We start from the raw sequence: 16,090 nt of genomic DNA on the forward strand, positions 1-16,090 counted from the left end.
AATCCTCGGCTTGTTTTTTGCCCGCCAAGACCTTCAGTGGATAGGGTGTTATGTCCGGAAAAGCGCAACAGCAATCTCGTATCAAAGAGTTGATCACCCTGGGTCGTGAGCAGAAGTATCTGACTTACGCAGAGGTCAACGACCACTTGCCCGAGGATATTTCAGATCCCGAGCAGGTGGAAGACATCATCCGCATGATCAACGACATGGGGATCCCGGTACACGAGAGTGCTCCGGATGCGGACGCCTTGATGCTGGCCGACGCCGATACCGACGAGGCAGCCGCAGAAGAAGCGGCTGCAGCGTTGGCAGCGGTCGAGACCGACATCGGTCGTACCACCGATCCTGTTCGTATGTACATGCGGGAAATGGGCACCGTTGAACTTCTGACCCGTGAAGGCGAAATCGAAATCGCCAAACGTATCGAAGAAGGCATCCGTGAAGTGATGGGCGCAATTGCGCACTTCCCAGGCACGGTTGACCACATTCTCTCCGAATACACACGCGTCACCAGTGAAGGCGGTCGCCTTTCCGATGTCCTGAGCGGCTATATCGACCCGGACGACGGCATTGCGCCGCCTGCCGAAGTCCCGCCGCCTGTCGACCCCAAAGCCGTCAAGGCCGAAGGTGCCGATGACGACGAGGAAGAGTCGGCAGACGCCAGCGACGAAGAAGACGAAGTCGAGAGCGGTCCTGATCCGGTCATCGCCCAGCAGCGCTTCGGTGCGGTTTCCGATCAAATGGAAATCACCCGCAAGGCTCTGAAGAAATTTGGTCGCGACGACAAGCACGCCATTGCCGAAATGGTTGCACTGGCCGAACTGTTCATGCCGATCAAACTGGTTCCAAAACAGTTTGAAGGTCTGGTAGAGCGTGTACGCGGTGCCCTCGAGCGTCTTCGCGCCCAGGAACGCGCCATCATGCAGCTGTGTGTACGTGATGCACGTATGCCGCGCGCCGATTTCCTGCGCCAGTTCCCGGGCAACGAAGTCGACGAAAGCTGGACTGACGCACTGGCCAAGGGCAAGAGCAAATACGCCGAAGCCATCGGTCGCCTGCAGCCTGACATCCAGCGTTGCCAGCAGAAGCTGTCTGCACTGGAAGAAGAGACTGGCCTGAAAATCGCCGAGATCAAGGACATCAACCGTCGCATGTCGATCGGTGAGGCCAAGGCCCGCCGCGCGAAGAAAGAGATGGTTGAAGCGAACTTGCGTCTGGTGATCTCCATCGCCAAGAAGTACACCAACCGTGGTCTGCAATTCCTCGATCTGATCCAGGAAGGCAACATCGGCTTGATGAAGGCTGTGGACAAGTTCGAATACCGTCGTGGCTACAAGTTCTCGACTTATGCCACCTGGTGGATCCGTCAGGCGATCACTCGCTCGATTGCCGACCAGGCACGCACCATTCGTATTCCGGTGCACATGATCGAGACGATCAACAAGCTCAACCGTATTTCCCGGCAGATGTTGCAGGAAATGGGTCGCGAACCGACCCCGGAAGAGCTGGGCGAACGCATGGAAATGCCTGAGGATAAAATCCGCAAGGTATTGAAGATCGCGAAAGAGCCGATCTCCATGGAAACCCCGATCGGTGACGACGAAGATTCGCACCTGGGTGACTTCATCGAAGACTCGACCATGCAGTCGCCAATCGATGTCGCCACTGTTGAAAGCCTCAAAGAAGCGACACGCGAAGTGCTGTCGGGCCTTACCGCCCGTGAAGCCAAGGTTCTGCGCATGCGCTTCGGCATCGACATGAATACCGACCACACGCTTGAAGAGGTTGGTAAGCAGTTTGACGTGACCCGCGAGCGGATTCGTCAGATCGAAGCCAAGGCACTGCGCAAGCTGCGTCACCCGACAAGAAGCGAGCACCTGCGCTCGTTCCTCGACGAGTAATCGCACCCGCGAGTCAACAAAACCCCCGGCATGCCGGGGGTTTTGCGTTTCCGGGCAGAAGAAAATTCAAAATTTGCAGGCCCAGTTGTCAATTCACCGAATCAATAAGAGGTCAGACATCAGTCTAATTGCAGCGCCTGAAAAATTGACCTACAACTATGTATCACACCAGACACCAGCGCTCTTCGAATCAAGCCTTGGATCATTGTAGTTACAAGGTTACGCCACACCATCATCAGCGATAGTCAGACACGGACGTAAGCCGCATATGCGTGGAGTAATCAACACCAGTGACCGGGAAGCGTCATGCCTGTCCGAGGGGAAATTCGCCTCGATCTTCGCTCAATGCCCGGATGCCATGCTTATCGTCAGCCTTGCTGACGGGCACATCATGGATGCCAACGAAGCGTTCGTAGAGCGAACCGGTATCCCCCTTGATGAAGTGATTGGCAAGACACCCACAGAACTGAATCTGTGGGCAGTGCCAGGCATCGGCCCAAAAGTCTTGCTGCAATTGCAGACCGGCGATATCCATAATCTGGAGATACCCTTTCGGCGCAAAAACGGCGAAACCTTTTCAGGACTCATGTCCGCCCAGCCGTTCGAGCATAGCCCGATACCTGCCGTGCTGGTGATAGTGCGTGACATCACCCAGCTCAAACTGGCCCGACAACAATTACAGCTTTCCGAAGAGAAGTTCGCCAAAGCCTTTCATGCCTCGCCTGAGGGGATGGCGATTACCCGGCAGCAGGACGGCATGCTTCTGGAGGTCAACGAGGGGTTCTGCCGCTTGACCGGTTATAGCGAAAAGTACTGCCTTGACCACTCGACATTCGAGCTGGGCATTTGGGTCGACCTGAGCGAGCGTTCAAAGCTCATCGAACGTATGAAAAAGCATGGCTTCGTCAAGGACTTGCGGGTCCGGATTCGTCACAACAATGGTGATATTCGACTGTGCGAACTGTCCTCTCAACCCCTCATCATTTCGGGTGAAGACTGTCTGCTGACGATTACCCGGGATATCACCGAAAGCAGGCAAATGCAGGAGAAGCTCCATCTGGCGGCGACAGTTTTCGAGAGCACTGCCGAAGGTGTGCTCATCACCAATACCGACCAGAGCATCAGCGCCGTCAACCGCGCGTTCACGGAAATCACTGGCTACAGCGAAAGTGAAGCCATCGGCCAGACCCCTCGCCTGCTTGCCTCTGGCCAACATGACAGCGCGTTCTATGCCGCGATGTGGCATCAACTGGCAGCCGAGGGCCACTGGCAGGGCGAAATCAGCAACCGTCGAAAGAACGGCGAGCTTTACCCGAGTTGGCTGACCATCAGCGCCGTGCGCAATAAAGACAACCTCTTGACCCACTTCGTCGCCGTGTTCGCCGATATCTCCAGCCTCAAACAAGCACAGGCGCGGCTCGACTACCAGGCGCATCATGACCCGCTCACCGGCCTGCCCAACCGAATACTGTTCGAGAGCAGGCTTCAAGCCGCTCTGCTGCACAGCGAAGAATCCGGCAGCCTCGGTGCAGTTCTGTTTCTCGACCTGGACCGCTTCAAGCACATCAATGACAGCCTGGGCCACCCGGTCGGCGATCTGCTGCTCAAAGGCATCGCACACCGGCTCAAGGAGACCCTGCGCGACATCGACACCGTTGCACGCCTGGGTGGCGACGAGTTCATCGTCCTGCTGCCCGGCCTGCTGCAAACCAGCGACGCACAGGCCATCGCCAATAAATTACTGGCCTGCTTCAGCACGCCCTTTGAAGCTGGCGAACATGAGCTCTACATCAGCCCCAGCATCGGCAGTTGCGTGTTCCCCACCGACGGCACCGACGTGGCCACGCTGGTCAAAAATGCCGATGCGGCGATGTACCGCTCCAAGGCAAAAGGCCGCAACCGGGTCGAAAGCTATACCTGCGACCTCAGTGACCAGGCCAGCGAGCGCATCGCCCTCGAGCAGGAACTGAGAAGAGCTCTGGAGCGCAATCAACTGACACTGGCCTACCAGCCCAAAATCGACCTGCTGACCCACACAATGGCAGGCGCAGAAGCCCTGATCCGCTGGAACCACCCAACCTTTGGCGAAGTGCCGCCCGAGCACTTCATTCCCCTGGCTGAAGAAAACGGCATGATCCTGCAGATCGGCGACTGGGTGCTGGAGCAGGCCTGCCGCCAGATGGGTGTATGGCGCAAGACCTGTCAGCCGTTCGGCCCGCTGTCGGTGAACCTGGCAGGCGCGCAACTGCGCCAGACCAACCTGCTCGAACGCATCGAACAGCTGCTCACGGACAACGGCCTGGAACCCGGTTGCCTGCAACTGGAGATCACCGAAAACTTCATCATGAGCCAGACCCAGGAAGCACTGGCCGTGCTGCACCAATTGAAAACACTCGGCGTGCAACTGGCGATCGACGACTTCGGCACCGGTTACTCCTCACTGAGCTACCTCAAACGCCTGCCACTGGACATCCTCAAGATCGACCAGTCCTTCGTCCGCGGCCTGCCGGAAGACACCCACGACGCCGCTATCGTCCGCGCCATCATCGCCCTAGGGCGCAGCCTGCAACTGACCGTGATCGCCGAGGGCGTGGAGAACAGCGAACAGCAGCAATTCCTGACCAGCGAAGGCTGCGAACAGATCCAGGGCTACATCATCAGCCTGCCCCTCGACGCCGAAGAATTCCGCGCAAGATTTCTTCTGATGAATCTTTCGGACTTTTCGGATAGCACAGCCGCGAAACCGCCGTTATAATCCGCGACCTACTGAGGGCCCATAGCTCAGTTGGTTAGAGCAGAGGACTCATAATCCTTTGGTCCACGGTTCGAGTCCGTGTGGGCCCACCACCTTTGAAAGCCGCGCATTGCGCGGCTTTTTTGTTTTTGGGTAAGACGTCACGAATACAGGCTTCATGGTCATAGCCTTCTGTGCCATAGAGCGGATTTTCGCCATCAAGCACCGTAGAGAACGGCTTGAGTATCCTCACCACAGTCAGCAGACCAGCCTCATTACTATACCCGGTCAGCATCTTGATGCTCCTAACAGCTATCGCAGTGCCGATGATCCTTGCACTGATCGCGCTGAACATGCTTCTGCTGCTCATCTCGGCATGGTTGCTGGCCTACGCCGGGATCTTCCTTCTAGGGTTTGGCGGTAGCCAATGGGTCTCGGATATAGCGATCAACTACTACAAAACTGTACTTGGCGTCGGCATCCAACTTTTCACCATGACGTTTCTGATCGGTGTAGAAAAATCATTTTTGGGCCAGTACTACCAGGCCTTTTCAGTTGGGACGCCTGACCTGAATAGCCTATGCGTACTGCTGGTCGCATCCGTGGTATTGCTCACCTTGATCAATAAGCTACCTCCAATGTTTGCCGGCATCATCAGCTCTGGAGGGCAGACTTCAGACATCGGTAGTTTCGGCGCTGGAGCTACGATAGGAGCAGCAACCATGGCTGCTTCTACCGTATCTTCGGCAGCGAGCACCGCGTTGGCGGTAGCCAACGAGATAGCTGGAGGCACTTCAGCACTCAAGGCTGCCTTTAAAGCTGCCGAAGCTCACATGGACAGCGGCTCCACTGACACAGGTAACTTTGAATATGGTTCCGGCAGCGAGCAGGACACAGCGAGTGGTTCGGGACAATCGGCTTTTGGGCAAGCCACGGGCAATGGACAGAACACAGGCTATGCTTCGAGAGTGGCCCAGACTGGAAGGTTGGCAGCAAGTGCCGGGGCGCTCATCGCTGAACAAGTGGGCCAGAGCATAAGCAGTCGAGCCAGTGCAGCGGTAGCAGATACGGCGGGCGGCAGGGTCGCGGTTTCGATCAATGATAATAGCAAAACGTTACATTCCGACAAGACCGAGAGGTTCGACGGTGATAGTGTGAGCGGATCCGATGAGTTTGCAGATTTTATTGATAGAGATCCTACTCCGGATTAAGTATTACGGAGACCGCCGCAACTGAGCTGCTGCGGGTATCTGTGTCATTTAGGCTCAAGATGAAATCATGGAAAAACAGACACCTACTACAGAACCACGATTCGTGGATGATAAAAACGGTCTAATCGAGCCTCTACCTATCTTCGTCACGCGCACGACCCTACGAGCGATTCTCAACAAACAAGGAGCAAAAATATCGGATTGTGACACGGGTTCAACATCTTCAAAGACTGACGAAATGATGCCCTCCGATGCAACAATGGATGAGCTGTTGCCTGGGAAAATAGATAGTCATTCGCGGCAAAGGAGCTGCCCAACGGGGCCCACGTTACCTGACGGCAAAAGCTCAGCGTGGTCCGAGGCGTCTTCGCATCCCTCCTTTTTGTCGCTAGAATCACAGGAACACTCAATAGCAATCTGGCGAAGGCGAATGAACAGAGGCTTTTTATCATCCGTGGTCAACACCAAGGCCTACATGGATGTTGCCGCTGATGCAGAATTGACCCAGCTGCCGAAATTTCGCTGACCCAAGCTTCTACTTCGTAAAGCGTTTGCAGGTCTGACTTAATGCTGAGTGCTTATGGGCAACACCAAGTCGGCAGCTGGGTAAATTCTGCATCAGTGATAACAGTGTCGATGCCATATACTGCTATATAGCCTGAAGCAGGCAGTAGCGGATGAGGGCCTGTTCAACACTTTGCTTGCTACCTAACACGAGCGCCACGACGATGACATTTATATCGCCTGCGTCCCTCACCTCGTAAAAGATCCGGTATCCGTCAGTGTTCAGCTCACGATAGTGCAGTACACCCAGCTCACTCAATTGATGACTGACCGGGTAACCCAACGGGGTAGACAGGAGCTTGTCTTGGATGGCATCGATAAGGGTATCTATACGTTGAGCAGCTGATGAGAATCCCTGATGGACAGCCAGGTGTTCAACCTGATCCTCAAGGCTTTGCTGGGCAACATCGGTAAAGCGCAGTGCAAACGTATTCATTAATGCTCCTATTTATTTCTGGGTAAACCTCCTGCTCAATCGGGCTTTGAGTTCGTCAGTGGAACAGTGCTTGCCTTGGGAGTACTCGCGGGAGCTGATTGCCAGGAGCTTCACCAAGGCGATTGACTCATCGCGGCGCTTACGATCAGCGTAAGACTCCACCACGTAGGCCGGGACACCATTTTGCGTGACGACCAATGGCTCATCGAGAGGCAGGTCGGCTGCGTTGCGTTTCAGAAAACTGATTGTTTCAACTCGCATGAGTTGAGACCTCCTTCATGTTTGTATTTGCACCGCGAAAACTGGTGCATAACGCTTGGTTGTCTTAGGCCGAGGATCACCTAAGCTAATGTTAGAAGCCCAAATATAGACCAAATATAGGCTATTCACTAGTTTTATTTTTCCTTCAGAGTCAAGACCATTGTTTGGTAATGCAAAAATATCACACCGTCTAATTTTTATGGTTACTGGTGATAAAATACGTTATCAACACTTATTTCGTATTTTTCAGGATCGTGTACGCTGCTGGGCATTGGCGTATTTTTTGTGACCGAAATGACGATTCTTGTTCGCCGATGATCCAAAAGATGGGTTACACATACAGGAAGTGACAAAAGTAGTCTCCGACGACCACCGCAGGCTAACGGCGGTCGAATTTCAGCAGCTGGCCAGAGTCCCGTCAGCGGTCGAGTGGTTTGCCAACTTGGACAACCCGCGCACACGCCGTGCTTATCAAAATGACCTGACGGATTTCTCTTCCTTTATAGTGCTCGCCAGCGCCGATGATTTTCGCCAGGTCACCCGGTCGCACGTATTGGCCTGGCGCGCCGATCTGGAACAACGCGGCCTAGCCGGGGCCACCATCCGGCGCAAACTGGCCGCGCTGGCCAGCCTCTTCGATCACCTTCTGGAAAACAATGCCGTCGTCGGGGGCAACCCGGTGCACGGGGTCAAAAGACCCAGGATAGAAAGCAACGAAGGCAAGACCCCCGCGCTGGGCGATCACCAGGCCAAGGCCCTGCTCGATGCACCGGATGAAAGCACGCTGAAGGGACTGCGTGATCGGGCCATGCTGGCCGTGCTGCTCTACCATGGCCTGCGCCGCGAAGAAGCCGCGCAGTTGCAGGTCAGCGACATCCAGGAAAGGCGGGGTATCCAGCACTTGAAAATCCACGGTAAAGGCGGGAAGGTGCGGTATTTGCCACTGCACCCCGTCGCGGCCGGGCGCATCCATATGTATCTGGAACGTTCGGGGCATCATCTGGTAGACAAGAAGGTCCCGCTATTTATATCGCTACGAGGCAAATCGACCGGTGCCGGCGTTTCGGCCAACGGGATCTATACCGTGGTCGGTGCCTACGCGAAGAAGGCAGGGATTAAGGTTGACGGCTTGGGCGTTCATGGCCTCAGAGCAACCGCAGCCACCAACGCCCTGGAGCACGAAGCAGACATCGCAAAGGTCCAGGCATGGCTGGGTCATGCCAACATCAGCACGACCAAGATCTATGATCGGCGCGAGAACCGGCCGGAGGATTCACCAACCTTCAAAGTGAAATACTGAAACACTGCCTGTGTAATTAGCAGATTTAATTGGCGTGCTTGACCGATACCAGCTTCACGTGCCTGTATTTCTTGCGTGCAATCTTCATCGCATCGATTTCAGCCTGAAGGCGGCTGAGCGTGTCAGCTTCGTGTGTGATCAACTCTGTGGTGCCTTCATACTCGTTACCCACACGGAGCGTGACTATGAGCCTGGGCACAAAATTCTTGGCTATCTTTCGCTTGGCAGCTGCCTTCGCAGATGGGTTGTTGCCTGTATTTGTCTGGGGCTGTGGAGCGGCTAAGCGCACTGTCGACCCTCCCGAGCCAAACAATGCTTGACGCATTTCTTCTTCGGTCATAGTCATTCTGTTTCCTTTGTACGTTGAGCTGGTGGTGGACGGGGGGCTTGCCGCGTCTTGGTTCGGCCCCCTTTATGAGTAGCGTCCCTCGCCCATCTTGACCAGCATATGCACAACGCGGCCTACTTCCTGGGCGGCAACTCGCCAGGCCTCACGCGCCCTTTGTTCCGCTGCGCGAGCTGCTTCGCAGGCGGGCTCGTCATCATTTTCTTCAGCCAAGGCCAGCGCCTTCGACGCTTGATCAAAAGCCCATGCGGCAGCATCCATGTCGGCCAACTGGGCGGCATACGGAGATGTATCAATCATCGGCATGGTGGGAATTCCTCATGGTGGTAAGCGTCCTGGGAAGTCACATTGCGATGGCCTAGCTGCAACCCTTTTAGGGGTGAGGTCACTGCCTCGTCCACACCATAGTCTGAACAGTAATATGCGGATGACTTTCCAATGGCTCCCATTCATCCAGGAAGACAAAACCCTGTTTCAAATAGAAGCTTGAGGCTCTAACGTTTTCAGGAGAGACATCCAGAAAAACGCCGTCAAAACCTCTCTCAGTGGATCGAGCCTTTACGATATCCACCAGTTCTTTTGCGATGCCAGACCCCCGAGCTGCGGGCTCAACCCACATCCCAATCAAATTGAAGTGCTCTGACTCACTGACTGCGGCACCGACCATCCCGACGGGCCTGCCTTCCTCGAACGCCAGCCAGAACTCAGTGCCCTTAGATGAGGCTCTTTGTTTCCACTGGTCACAGTCATAGTCAGCAGCAGTCTTGTAACTGACGCCAAAGGCTGTTGGCGTATCCAGAAGCGCGGCAAGCCCGACGCGCTTGAGTAGCATATCTGTCCTTAGTATCGTTTGTCCGTGAGGGTACGGGAAATAGGCCTCGCGCAGATCAGCCACCTATCCAATGATGCGGCAGCAGTTGTTCGATCTGACTTGCCTTTTGCGTTGGCACCCGCGTCAGTACATCCTTGAGATAGGCATACGGATCATGCCCATTCATGCGCGCCGACTGGATCAAACTCATGATCGCGGCCGCCCGTTTGCCACTGCGAAGCGATCCGGCAAACAACCAGTTTGAGCGCCCAAGTGCCCATGGTCTGATCTGGTTCTCCACTTGGTTATTGTCGATGGGTACAGCACCATCGTCCAGGCAGCGCGTTAGCGCTACCCAGCGTTTAAGGCTGTAATCCAGGGCTTTGGCTATTGCCGATCCGTTGGGCACCAGATCACGCTGGGCCAACATCCAGTCATGCAGCGTTTTGATGATCGGGGCTGCCTTTTCCTGGCGTATTCGCCAACGATCCTCATCGCTCATGTCCCGAGCCTGGCGTTCAACTTCGTACAAGCCGCCAATCGAGTACAGCGCTTTTTCAGCCAGCTGGCTTTTGTTCGCCACGTGCAGATCGAAAAACTTGCGACGGGCGTGGGCCATGCAGCCAATTTCGGTGATGCCTTTCTCGAAACCGGCTTTGTAGCCAGCGAAATCGTCGCATACCAGCTTGCCGTTCCACCGCCCAAGGAAGTTGCGCGCCTGCTCGCCTGCACGACTGGGACTGAAGTCATAAACCACAGCCTTGAGCGCCGAAAACGGCGTGGTGCTGTAGGCCCAGACGTAAGCGCGGTGAGATTTCCGTCAACTTTTCGGTGATTGATCTTTTGAGGCCAACAGGCGCTCGTCGCACCACAAATCCAGCCCACCTGCACGGTGCACCGTCGTTCCTTCCCCGATCCGCAAGGTGCGCAGCAAAGCCTGCAGGTGATACGGGAGGTACAGGCAGCGACGGCAAGCGGAGCGCGCAGGCCGAGAGGCCGGAGGCGTTAGTGCCGGCTTGCCCGCGAGGATTGAAGCCCGAAGGGGAGAGACGGGCCGGCTTCATGGCTTGGCTCGATGCGCAGCACGAAAGCCCGGCCCTGAGCGCAGCGAAGGGAACGCACGTCAGAGGTTGTCAACGATCGAGCTGCACCGAGGCCCAAACAGCCAGGGCACTCCTTTCCTATTGCGATTGAGCAGATCTGAGTGATTGAGCTAGTGCCAGAACATCACCTGCAGCTGCAGGGGGCAGACAGGCTTCGACATTGTCCCAATCAGCCGGCACACCCTCTAGAAGCACGAGCAGGCCCAACGTATTGACGATCAAACTCCGTTTAAGCCACTTCACTTTTTGCCTACGCCGTCTTCAGATATGCGAAGCCTATAGATCTCTGAGTTGACGACCGTCATTTTTACTGTATATATATACAGCTATCTCATGCCTCGATACTATCCGTGCTGAGAGTTAGATTTAGCAAGGTGACCCACAAATCAAGGAGAAAGACATGTCACAGAACGAGATTACACTGCCCCCTATCATCGTTACACCTGATCCACCACTGCCTCAGCCTCCAGGTCCTATTCCAGGAGGTGGTGTGATTGCCAAGCCGCTGCCATGGGACGGTAAAGTGCCTGCAGACGCTGAAATTGATAAGTTCTTTAGTCAGCAAGGAAAGGTGAGCAGTACACGATTTCTGTGGTGGCAACGGTAGCCACTACTCAACGAAACATTGAGCAAGCCTTTACGGCCTATTTGCCGCAATTACCGGCAGACATTGACGCAGAAATTGCTGCTGCAGTCGGGCCCAATCCTTTATCCGCACTTGAAAAGGCCAAAACTGAAAAAAGTGTGGTGGATAACCTGATCACGCAGAACACTGCAGAACTGGCAAATGCCAACGCAGCAGCCAGCGCTTTTTTTGGCAGAAATGTGTTGGCAGTAGAAATTAAAAAAAGCGCAGTAGATTTTGTAAATATCTTTCAATCAAGACAAGATCGTGGCACCCCGCTCGAGGTTTTCAAAAGTTGGGAAGCGTCAGCTACCGCCGCCTATGCTGCGAAAATTATTGAGGAGAAGATCCGAATACTCACGGAAAAGTCAGCTGCACTTTTACAGACCGTGGCTACGGCGCAGGCTGAAGAGGATGCTCGCATTGCTGCAGAGGCAGAAGCTAAACGTTTGGCTGATGAAGCAGCGGCTGCAGAAGCCAAACGCTTGGCTGATGAGGCAGCGGCTGCAGAAGCCAAACGCTTGGCTGATGAAGCAGCAGCTGCGGAAGCCAAACGCATTGCCGAAGAGCAGGCTCGTATTGCTGCAGAGGCCGTTCGGACAGCTAATACATTCCGTGCGCCTGGCCCGCTTTCAGCTACCGCTCCCGTTATCATGACGGCTGCGGGAACGATTGCCGTTATCGAAGCAGCGACAGTTACCTTGCAAGCAGCTATCCGCTCCGCTGTTGCCGCGCTAACTAATTTAGCCGCTGGTACGGCTTCGGGGCTTTTGGTCGGCGTGTCAGCTTTGGTCTATTCACCCAAACTGGCTAACGGAGAGTTACCTGAGCGTTATGCTTTCAACACACCATTGTCGGATCTGACGCCTGAGCTTGGTAAAGACTTGCCAGCGATTGCGGCATCTGGTGGTACTGTTGATTTGCCATTTCGACTTAGCTCTAAAACAGCAGCAGATGGGCAGTCTGAAGTTTTTGTTGTCAAGACCGATGCTTTGACAGCATCCTCGAAAGTAAGAGTGGTATCAGCTGTTCTTGATGTAGAGCAGAACACCTATAGCGTGACAACGGGAGATGTACCACCCAGGATATTGACTTGGACACCGATTGTCAGTCCTGGGAATAGCTCAACAACATCGCCTGCTGAACAGCCAGCTCCACCCGTGTATACGGGGGCTGCAGTAACGCCCGTTGAAGGGAGGATAGATGCATTCCCGGCTGTTTCAGAAGCCAGTTTTGATGATTTCATTACGGTTTTTCCGGCAGACTCTGGTTTACCACCCATCTATACGATGTTCCGGGATCGGCGAGAAGATCCGGGCGTTGCAACAGGTGTCGGTCAACCTGTATCGGGGATCTGGCTAGGGGCTGCATCGCAAGGTGAAGGGGCTCCCATTCCATCGCAGATTGCTGATCAGCTTCGCGGCAAGGAGTTCAAGAACTTCAGAGACTTTCGGAAAGCTTTCTGGCTCGCTGTCGGTGCTGATCTAGAGTTGTCAAAACAATTCAAAGGTTCAAATAATACTCTGATTAAAGGAGGCACTGCGCCATTTGCAATTCCGAGCGAGCAAGTTGGAGGGCGTGGTCAATTTGAGATTCATCACGTCATACCTGTTCATCCAGCCGGAGCGGTTTACGATGTGGAAAACATGCGTATAATGACCCCCAAACTACATATTCAAACTCACACCAAGAAAGAGGGATCGTGAAATGGAATTTAAAAATAAATATGAAGAGTATACAGAGGCTGAATTTTTAGCGTTTCTTGAAGAGTTTTTTGTCAACAAACAAAATCTAGAGGGTGATGAGTACGGACAGTACATAAGTAAGCTTGCTAAGCACTTTGATGACATCAGTGAACATCCAGAGAAGAATGGGCTTATTTTTTACCCCGCAGAAGGTGTAGAGGACAGTCCTGCAGGTGTATTAAAGGTTCTTAAAGAGTGGCGAGCCGCCAACGGTAAGCCAGACTTCAAAAAAGCTTAGTTTAAGGAAATGCTGTTTTATTTATTGCCCGCTACAAATCAAGGCGTGAGGCTTGACGGAGTGAAAATGGAATAAATCCACGGTTCCTCAAGTCAATTTAACCCAGTTACCGAGTAAACTTCGGTAACTGGTTTTTTGTTAGGCTTTGTACGTAAAGTATTGTCGCAAGCACCGCATAGCACATGCCAATGAGACTATCGCCGCAAAACTTGTTGCGCGTTTATCGAAGCGCGTCAAGATGCGCCTGTTCTCCTTCAGCCAGCCGATCATCTGCGCCGGCAAACATCTCCGTTAGGCTTACCTGCCGCTGATCAAGTACCAGCATGCCGGCAGGGGCATCGGGGGTTTTGTGGTGGCTCATGAGGTTTTTCCGTTGTTCGTGGAGCTGGTAGTGGACGGGGGCAACGTCACCCTATAGAACAGCTGCCTGCAAGCCTGCGAGTGCTGGATGGTTTGTAAAGCATTTAGCACCTCCTGCGGGGCCTCATCTTCCACCAAAAAAAAGATGCTGTGATCACTGCGCCGATTACGGTTGCAGGTGCGACAACGAAGAGTCCTATGATGCCAAGGCCAAAGTCATCTGCCAGCTCAGCTCTTGATTTGGCTCCCGTGCTCGCCATTTCAAACATCATTGCCGCTTCGCAGAGCAACCAGTAGATTGATGGGAGTGCGATCAGGAAGGCCATTGTTGTAATTGCAGCGCGCTTCATCATTCCTCTTTTTCCTTCCTGGCTGGATCAGCGACCCACCCTCTTAATTCTGCCTTACACGGTAACGCGAGGCCTGACCTCGACAGAGCTTTCCACTTTGGCAGCCAACTCGTCATAGACTGTAATGCTCAACACCTCACACGTTCGTAGGGCGAATAGGTAGCCCAGTTCCCACATCACAGCACTGTGCATCAGCTCTGTCCCGTGCTCGTCCATCTTGAGCTCCAATTCAGCGTGACGCTGTTGCGCTGCGGCGATCACCTTGGGGTCGTCTTGTTCGATTTGGATCAGGGTGGTGGTTGCCATGTATTCATCCCTTCGATTGGGTGGATCTGCGTGCCGAAAGTGGCCTGTCTTTACGGCCTCGGCCCAGCGCATGGCTGGGCTTGGGCGTACCTGGGCGCTTTCCTATGCTGGAGCGTTGACTCAGGATTTTGCTCGGCTACCTGCCCGTGTCGCTCAACACCCCTTCACGGTCTGCTTGTGCGGCGTCGTAGATGTCATACAGCTTTAAAGCTTGGGCTGGCGTGATGTTGCCACCTACCTCCAAGCCTCGCACCAAACCTTTCGCATATGTATGGTGCTGCCACACCTCTGCGTCGGTTGCCGCCTGTAGGATTTGGTCCCGCCGCACCTCCAGCTCGTTGTGAAGATTCCTGTGAAGACTCATGTCACCGATGTCAGTTTGAGCAAATTCGGGGGAACGATGGATCTGGTTGCCAGTTATGTCAGTATTCATTCTCTAATTACCAATTAGTGATGCAGCGATTTTTTATTGAAGATCGGCTACAACTGCTATTGAGCCTCATTTTCCGTGGATTCAGTTCTGATTGCGCAGGGCTGCGCTTGCCATCCCTGCAATGTCTGCTTTCGCAAGGTTTGCGGCGTGCTTCAGCCAGAGAGGGAAAAATTGATCGAAGGTAAATTCGATCACCTTGTCTTCGTCCAGCGAATCGGACGAACCGAAGTCTATAAACTCGGCCGTGTCACCAACACGGCAAAGCCCGTACTCGTTTTTCTGGTGAAACCATGACAAAAAAGCCTCGGCCGGGCCGTGTTCCACCGTCACAGTGAAGCTGTCGAATTCAGGCCCGCTGTAGAAGTCAGCGGGGTCATCGCAGGGTTCGACGTTCTCGACATGGCGAATTGTTGCCCGAACAAAGCTATCCAGAATCATGCGGTTTTTTCCTCTGTACCTACATGCGGTGTCGATCGCAGCTGCCGACGACACAAGATGTAGTGTCGCCGGCAATTACCGCTACCGGACCTTGGAAGCCGTCGGTATGTGCTGAAGAGTGGCCAAGTCGCTGTCCAAGGACCAGACAAAAATTTCGGTCATCGGGAAGCGTGCTACGCATTTCTCGTACTCTTTGATAATGCTCATATCGCCAAAGCTTGTGCCTTCATTGGTTCTGGCAGGCGATTTGTTCTGACCGGCCTTTTCAGGGAACTCCGCCAACTAGCCCATTACATCTGCCGTATTGGGAAACTCCGTTAAACGATAAGGAGGTTCATCACTAAAGGCTGCCGCCACGGCTTCGCAAAAACGCTGTGCCGTTTCGCGACGGACCGAACCATTGCCGTTCTGGGCAATATGGTTGCCGGTTTCCAGAATAGTCGCCATTGGTAGAATGAAGGTGCAGTTGATAGCGGCGTATTCTCCAAAAGCAGTTACGACCGCAGCCGCATCCTGACTTCGTCCAGGCACCTTCAGCAAATTGAGAAGCACGCTAGTGTCGATCAGACAGACCGCACTCATAGAGAGTCTCCCTGCATTCGCTTCAGCCAAGCCAGCGCATTCTGGCGCTTCTGCTCCACCGTAATTGGCGATTTCACAAAGCGATCCACCACCCCGCGAGTCACTAGCTCGCCTAGTGGTCCTTGGGAGACCAATCCGGCGTAGTCCTCCAGATCGGCAAGGCGAACCAAACGGCTATCCCCGTCTTGCGGATCGCGGTAGCAAAACATTACGTCTCCCAGCGCACTGTCGGGCAGGGCATCCATCAATGCCGGATTATGCGTGGTTAAGAGTAGGCGCACGTTACGTAGTTCGGCCTGTTCACGCATGGTGCTCAGCAGTTGCTTGGCCCTGGAGGGATGCACAC

18 protein-coding genes, 1 tRNA gene and 4 pseudogenes are annotated in these 16,090 nt (G+C 54.2%); 8 read left to right on the forward strand and 15 right to left on the reverse strand.

Annotated elements, in window-relative coordinates:
- Positions 1 to 50 precede the first annotated feature (50 nt).
- The 5 genes and pseudogenes from rpoD (at position 51) to KUIN1_RS28155 (ending at position 6,372) form a co-directional block, all read left to right on the forward strand.
- Positions 51 to 1,901 (forward strand): RNA polymerase sigma factor RpoD, encoded by a 1,851-nt coding sequence (rpoD, locus tag KUIN1_RS24380; RefSeq protein ID WP_003411788.1) that lies wholly within the window; start codon positions 51 to 53, stop codon positions 1,899 to 1,901.
- 268 nt (positions 1,902 to 2,169) lie between these two features.
- Positions 2,170 to 4,656 (forward strand): bifunctional diguanylate cyclase/phosphodiesterase, encoded by a 2,487-nt coding sequence (locus KUIN1_RS24385; RefSeq protein WP_024642071.1) that lies wholly within the window; start codon positions 2,170 to 2,172, stop codon positions 4,654 to 4,656.
- A 15-nt stretch (positions 4,657 to 4,671) separates the two neighbouring features.
- Positions 4,672 to 4,748: transfer RNA gene (locus tag KUIN1_RS24390), tRNA-Ile, on the forward strand.
- A gap of 105 nt (positions 4,749 to 4,853) precedes the next feature.
- Positions 4,854 to 5,846 (forward strand): annotated as a pseudogene (gene trbL, locus KUIN1_RS24395) (P-type conjugative transfer protein TrbL); the annotation flags it as partial.
- Positions 5,847 to 5,913: 67 nt separating this feature from the next.
- Positions 5,914 to 6,372, forward strand: a complete 459-nt coding sequence (locus KUIN1_RS28155; protein WP_232059987.1) for a hypothetical protein — start codon at positions 5,914 to 5,916, stop codon at positions 6,370 to 6,372.
- Positions 6,373 to 6,495: 123 nt separating this feature from the next.
- Here the strand turns inward: KUIN1_RS28155 and KUIN1_RS24405 are convergent, their stop codons facing one another.
- Positions 6,496 to 6,846, reverse strand: a complete 351-nt coding sequence (locus KUIN1_RS24405; RefSeq protein ID WP_003304103.1) for a type II toxin-antitoxin system RelE/ParE family toxin — start codon at positions 6,844 to 6,846, stop codon at positions 6,496 to 6,498.
- A 12-nt stretch (positions 6,847 to 6,858) separates the two neighbouring features.
- Complete coding sequence (locus KUIN1_RS24410) at positions 6,859 to 7,107, reverse strand: type II toxin-antitoxin system prevent-host-death family antitoxin (RefSeq protein WP_002556076.1); 249 nt, start codon at positions 7,105 to 7,107, stop codon at positions 6,859 to 6,861.
- A 337-nt stretch (positions 7,108 to 7,444) separates the two neighbouring features.
- Between KUIN1_RS24410 and KUIN1_RS24415 the strand changes: the two genes are divergently transcribed.
- Positions 7,445 to 8,407 (forward strand): tyrosine-type recombinase/integrase, encoded by a 963-nt coding sequence (locus KUIN1_RS24415; protein WP_103714631.1) that lies wholly within the window; start codon positions 7,445 to 7,447, stop codon positions 8,405 to 8,407.
- A 25-nt stretch (positions 8,408 to 8,432) separates the two neighbouring features.
- Here KUIN1_RS24415 and KUIN1_RS24420 read toward each other — a convergent pair whose 3' ends face one another.
- The 5 genes and pseudogenes from KUIN1_RS24420 to KUIN1_RS28830 form a co-directional block, all read right to left on the reverse strand.
- The gene (locus KUIN1_RS24420) at positions 8,433 to 8,753 is read right to left on the reverse strand and encodes a hypothetical protein (protein WP_011269145.1); all 321 of its coding nucleotides are present in this window, start codon (positions 8,751 to 8,753) and stop codon (positions 8,433 to 8,435) included.
- Positions 8,754 to 8,819: 66 nt separating this feature from the next.
- A complete protein-coding gene (locus KUIN1_RS24425) occupies positions 8,820 to 9,059 on the reverse strand; it encodes a hypothetical protein (RefSeq protein ID WP_011269146.1) in 240 nt (79 codons plus the stop codon).
- A 79-nt stretch (positions 9,060 to 9,138) separates the two neighbouring features.
- Entirely contained in the window at positions 9,139 to 9,585 is a 447-nt protein-coding gene (locus tag KUIN1_RS24430; protein WP_172980081.1) for a GNAT family N-acetyltransferase, read from the reverse strand.
- 55 nt (positions 9,586 to 9,640) lie between these two features.
- A pseudogene (gene tnpC / locus KUIN1_RS24435) lies at positions 9,641 to 10,384 on the reverse strand (IS66 family transposase); the annotation flags it as partial.
- Between the two features lie 361 nt (positions 10,385 to 10,745).
- A pseudogene (locus KUIN1_RS28830) lies at positions 10,746 to 10,856 on the reverse strand (TrfB-related DNA-binding protein); the annotation flags it as partial.
- A 405-nt stretch (positions 10,857 to 11,261) separates the two neighbouring features.
- Here KUIN1_RS28830 and KUIN1_RS24445 point away from each other — a divergent pair.
- Together KUIN1_RS24445 and KUIN1_RS24450 are read left to right on the forward strand one after the other, a co-directional pair.
- Positions 11,262 to 12,998 carry an S-type pyocin domain-containing protein gene (locus KUIN1_RS24445; RefSeq protein WP_232059988.1) on the forward strand — a complete coding sequence of 579 codons (1,737 nt, stop codon included), beginning with the start codon at positions 11,262 to 11,264 and terminating at the stop codon, positions 12,996 to 12,998.
- Between the two features lies 1 nt (position 12,999).
- Positions 13,000 to 13,275, forward strand: a complete 276-nt coding sequence (locus KUIN1_RS24450; RefSeq protein ID WP_011269149.1) for a bacteriocin immunity protein — start codon at positions 13,000 to 13,002, stop codon at positions 13,273 to 13,275.
- A gap of 138 nt (positions 13,276 to 13,413) precedes the next feature.
- On the opposite strand, the pseudogene KUIN1_RS28160 reads toward KUIN1_RS24450, so the two are convergent.
- The 8 genes and pseudogenes from KUIN1_RS28160 to KUIN1_RS24485 all read right to left on the reverse strand — a co-directional run.
- Positions 13,414 to 13,545: pseudogene (locus KUIN1_RS28160) on the reverse strand (IS5/IS1182 family transposase); the annotation flags it as partial.
- On the reverse strand, positions 13,496 to 13,636 hold the full coding sequence (locus tag KUIN1_RS28835; protein ID WP_154686162.1) for a hypothetical protein: 141 nt from the start codon (positions 13,634 to 13,636) through the stop codon (positions 13,496 to 13,498). The pseudogene KUIN1_RS28160 and the gene KUIN1_RS28835, both read right to left, overlap by 50 nt.
- 103 nt (positions 13,637 to 13,739) lie before the next feature.
- Positions 13,740 to 13,988 (reverse strand): hypothetical protein, encoded by a 249-nt coding sequence (locus KUIN1_RS24460; protein ID WP_011269150.1) that lies wholly within the window; start codon positions 13,986 to 13,988, stop codon positions 13,740 to 13,742.
- Between the two features lie 51 nt (positions 13,989 to 14,039).
- Positions 14,040 to 14,291 (reverse strand): hypothetical protein, encoded by a 252-nt coding sequence (locus KUIN1_RS24465; RefSeq protein ID WP_024650832.1) that lies wholly within the window; start codon positions 14,289 to 14,291, stop codon positions 14,040 to 14,042.
- 136 nt (positions 14,292 to 14,427) lie between these two features.
- Entirely contained in the window at positions 14,428 to 14,724 is a 297-nt protein-coding gene (locus tag KUIN1_RS24470; RefSeq protein ID WP_024650833.1) for a hypothetical protein, read from the reverse strand.
- 81 nt (positions 14,725 to 14,805) lie between these two features.
- Positions 14,806 to 15,162 (reverse strand): hypothetical protein, encoded by a 357-nt coding sequence (locus tag KUIN1_RS24475; RefSeq protein ID WP_011269152.1) that lies wholly within the window; start codon positions 15,160 to 15,162, stop codon positions 14,806 to 14,808.
- A gap of 282 nt (positions 15,163 to 15,444) precedes the next feature.
- Entirely contained in the window at positions 15,445 to 15,744 is a 300-nt protein-coding gene (locus tag KUIN1_RS27845; protein WP_197739787.1) for a hypothetical protein, read from the reverse strand.
- On the reverse strand, positions 15,741 to 16,052 hold the full coding sequence (locus tag KUIN1_RS24485) for a hypothetical protein (RefSeq protein ID WP_232059989.1): 312 nt from the start codon (positions 16,050 to 16,052) through the stop codon (positions 15,741 to 15,743). Before KUIN1_RS24485 ends, KUIN1_RS27845 begins: the two co-directional genes overlap by 4 nt.
- Positions 16,053 to 16,090: the final 38 nt, after the last annotated feature.

The organism is Pseudomonas sp. KUIN-1 (assembly GCF_009176725.1).
Classification (GTDB): Bacteria; Pseudomonadota; Gammaproteobacteria; order Pseudomonadales; family Pseudomonadaceae; genus Aquipseudomonas; species Aquipseudomonas fragariae.

What these genes read in the sequence shown, in the direction of transcription:
- KUIN1_RS24450 (WP_011269149.1), top strand. Translation starts at nt 13,000, where the DNA reads ATGGAATTTAAAAATAAATATGAAGAGTATACAGAGGCTGAATTTTTA.
- KUIN1_RS24420 (WP_011269145.1), bottom strand. Translation starts at nt 8,753, where the DNA reads ATGACTATGACCGAAGAAGAAATGCGTCAAGCATTGTTTGGCTCGGGA.
- KUIN1_RS24465 (WP_024650832.1), bottom strand. Translation starts at nt 14,291, where the DNA reads ATGGCAACCACCACCCTGATCCAAATCGAACAAGACGACCCCAAGGTG.
- KUIN1_RS24405 (WP_003304103.1), bottom strand. Translation starts at nt 6,846, where the DNA reads ATGAATACGTTTGCACTGCGCTTTACCGATGTTGCCCAGCAAAGCCTT.
- KUIN1_RS24470 (WP_024650833.1), bottom strand. Translation starts at nt 14,724, where the DNA reads ATGAATACTGACATAACTGGCAACCAGATCCATCGTTCCCCCGAATTT.
- rpoD (WP_003411788.1), top strand. Translation starts at nt 51, where the DNA reads ATGTCCGGAAAAGCGCAACAGCAATCTCGTATCAAAGAGTTGATCACC.
- KUIN1_RS24475 (WP_011269152.1), bottom strand. Translation starts at nt 15,162, where the DNA reads ATGATTCTGGATAGCTTTGTTCGGGCAACAATTCGCCATGTCGAGAAC.
- KUIN1_RS24460 (WP_011269150.1), bottom strand. Translation starts at nt 13,988, where the DNA reads ATGATGAAGCGCGCTGCAATTACAACAATGGCCTTCCTGATCGCACTC.
- KUIN1_RS24425 (WP_011269146.1), bottom strand. Translation starts at nt 9,059, where the DNA reads ATGCCGATGATTGATACATCTCCGTATGCCGCCCAGTTGGCCGACATG.
- KUIN1_RS24485 (WP_232059989.1), bottom strand. Translation starts at nt 16,052, where the DNA reads ATGCGTGAACAGGCCGAACTACGTAACGTGCGCCTACTCTTAACCACG.
- KUIN1_RS24385 (WP_024642071.1), top strand. Translation starts at nt 2,170, where the DNA reads ATGCGTGGAGTAATCAACACCAGTGACCGGGAAGCGTCATGCCTGTCC.
- KUIN1_RS28835 (WP_154686162.1), bottom strand. Translation starts at nt 13,636, where the DNA reads ATGAGCCACCACAAAACCCCCGATGCCCCTGCCGGCATGCTGGTACTT.
- KUIN1_RS24410 (WP_002556076.1), bottom strand. Translation starts at nt 7,107, where the DNA reads ATGCGAGTTGAAACAATCAGTTTTCTGAAACGCAACGCAGCCGACCTG.
- KUIN1_RS27845 (WP_197739787.1), bottom strand. Translation starts at nt 15,744, where the DNA reads ATGAGTGCGGTCTGTCTGATCGACACTAGCGTGCTTCTCAATTTGCTG.
- KUIN1_RS28155 (WP_232059987.1), top strand. Translation starts at nt 5,914, where the DNA reads ATGGAAAAACAGACACCTACTACAGAACCACGATTCGTGGATGATAAA.
- KUIN1_RS24430 (WP_172980081.1), bottom strand. Translation starts at nt 9,585, where the DNA reads ATGCTACTCAAGCGCGTCGGGCTTGCCGCGCTTCTGGATACGCCAACA.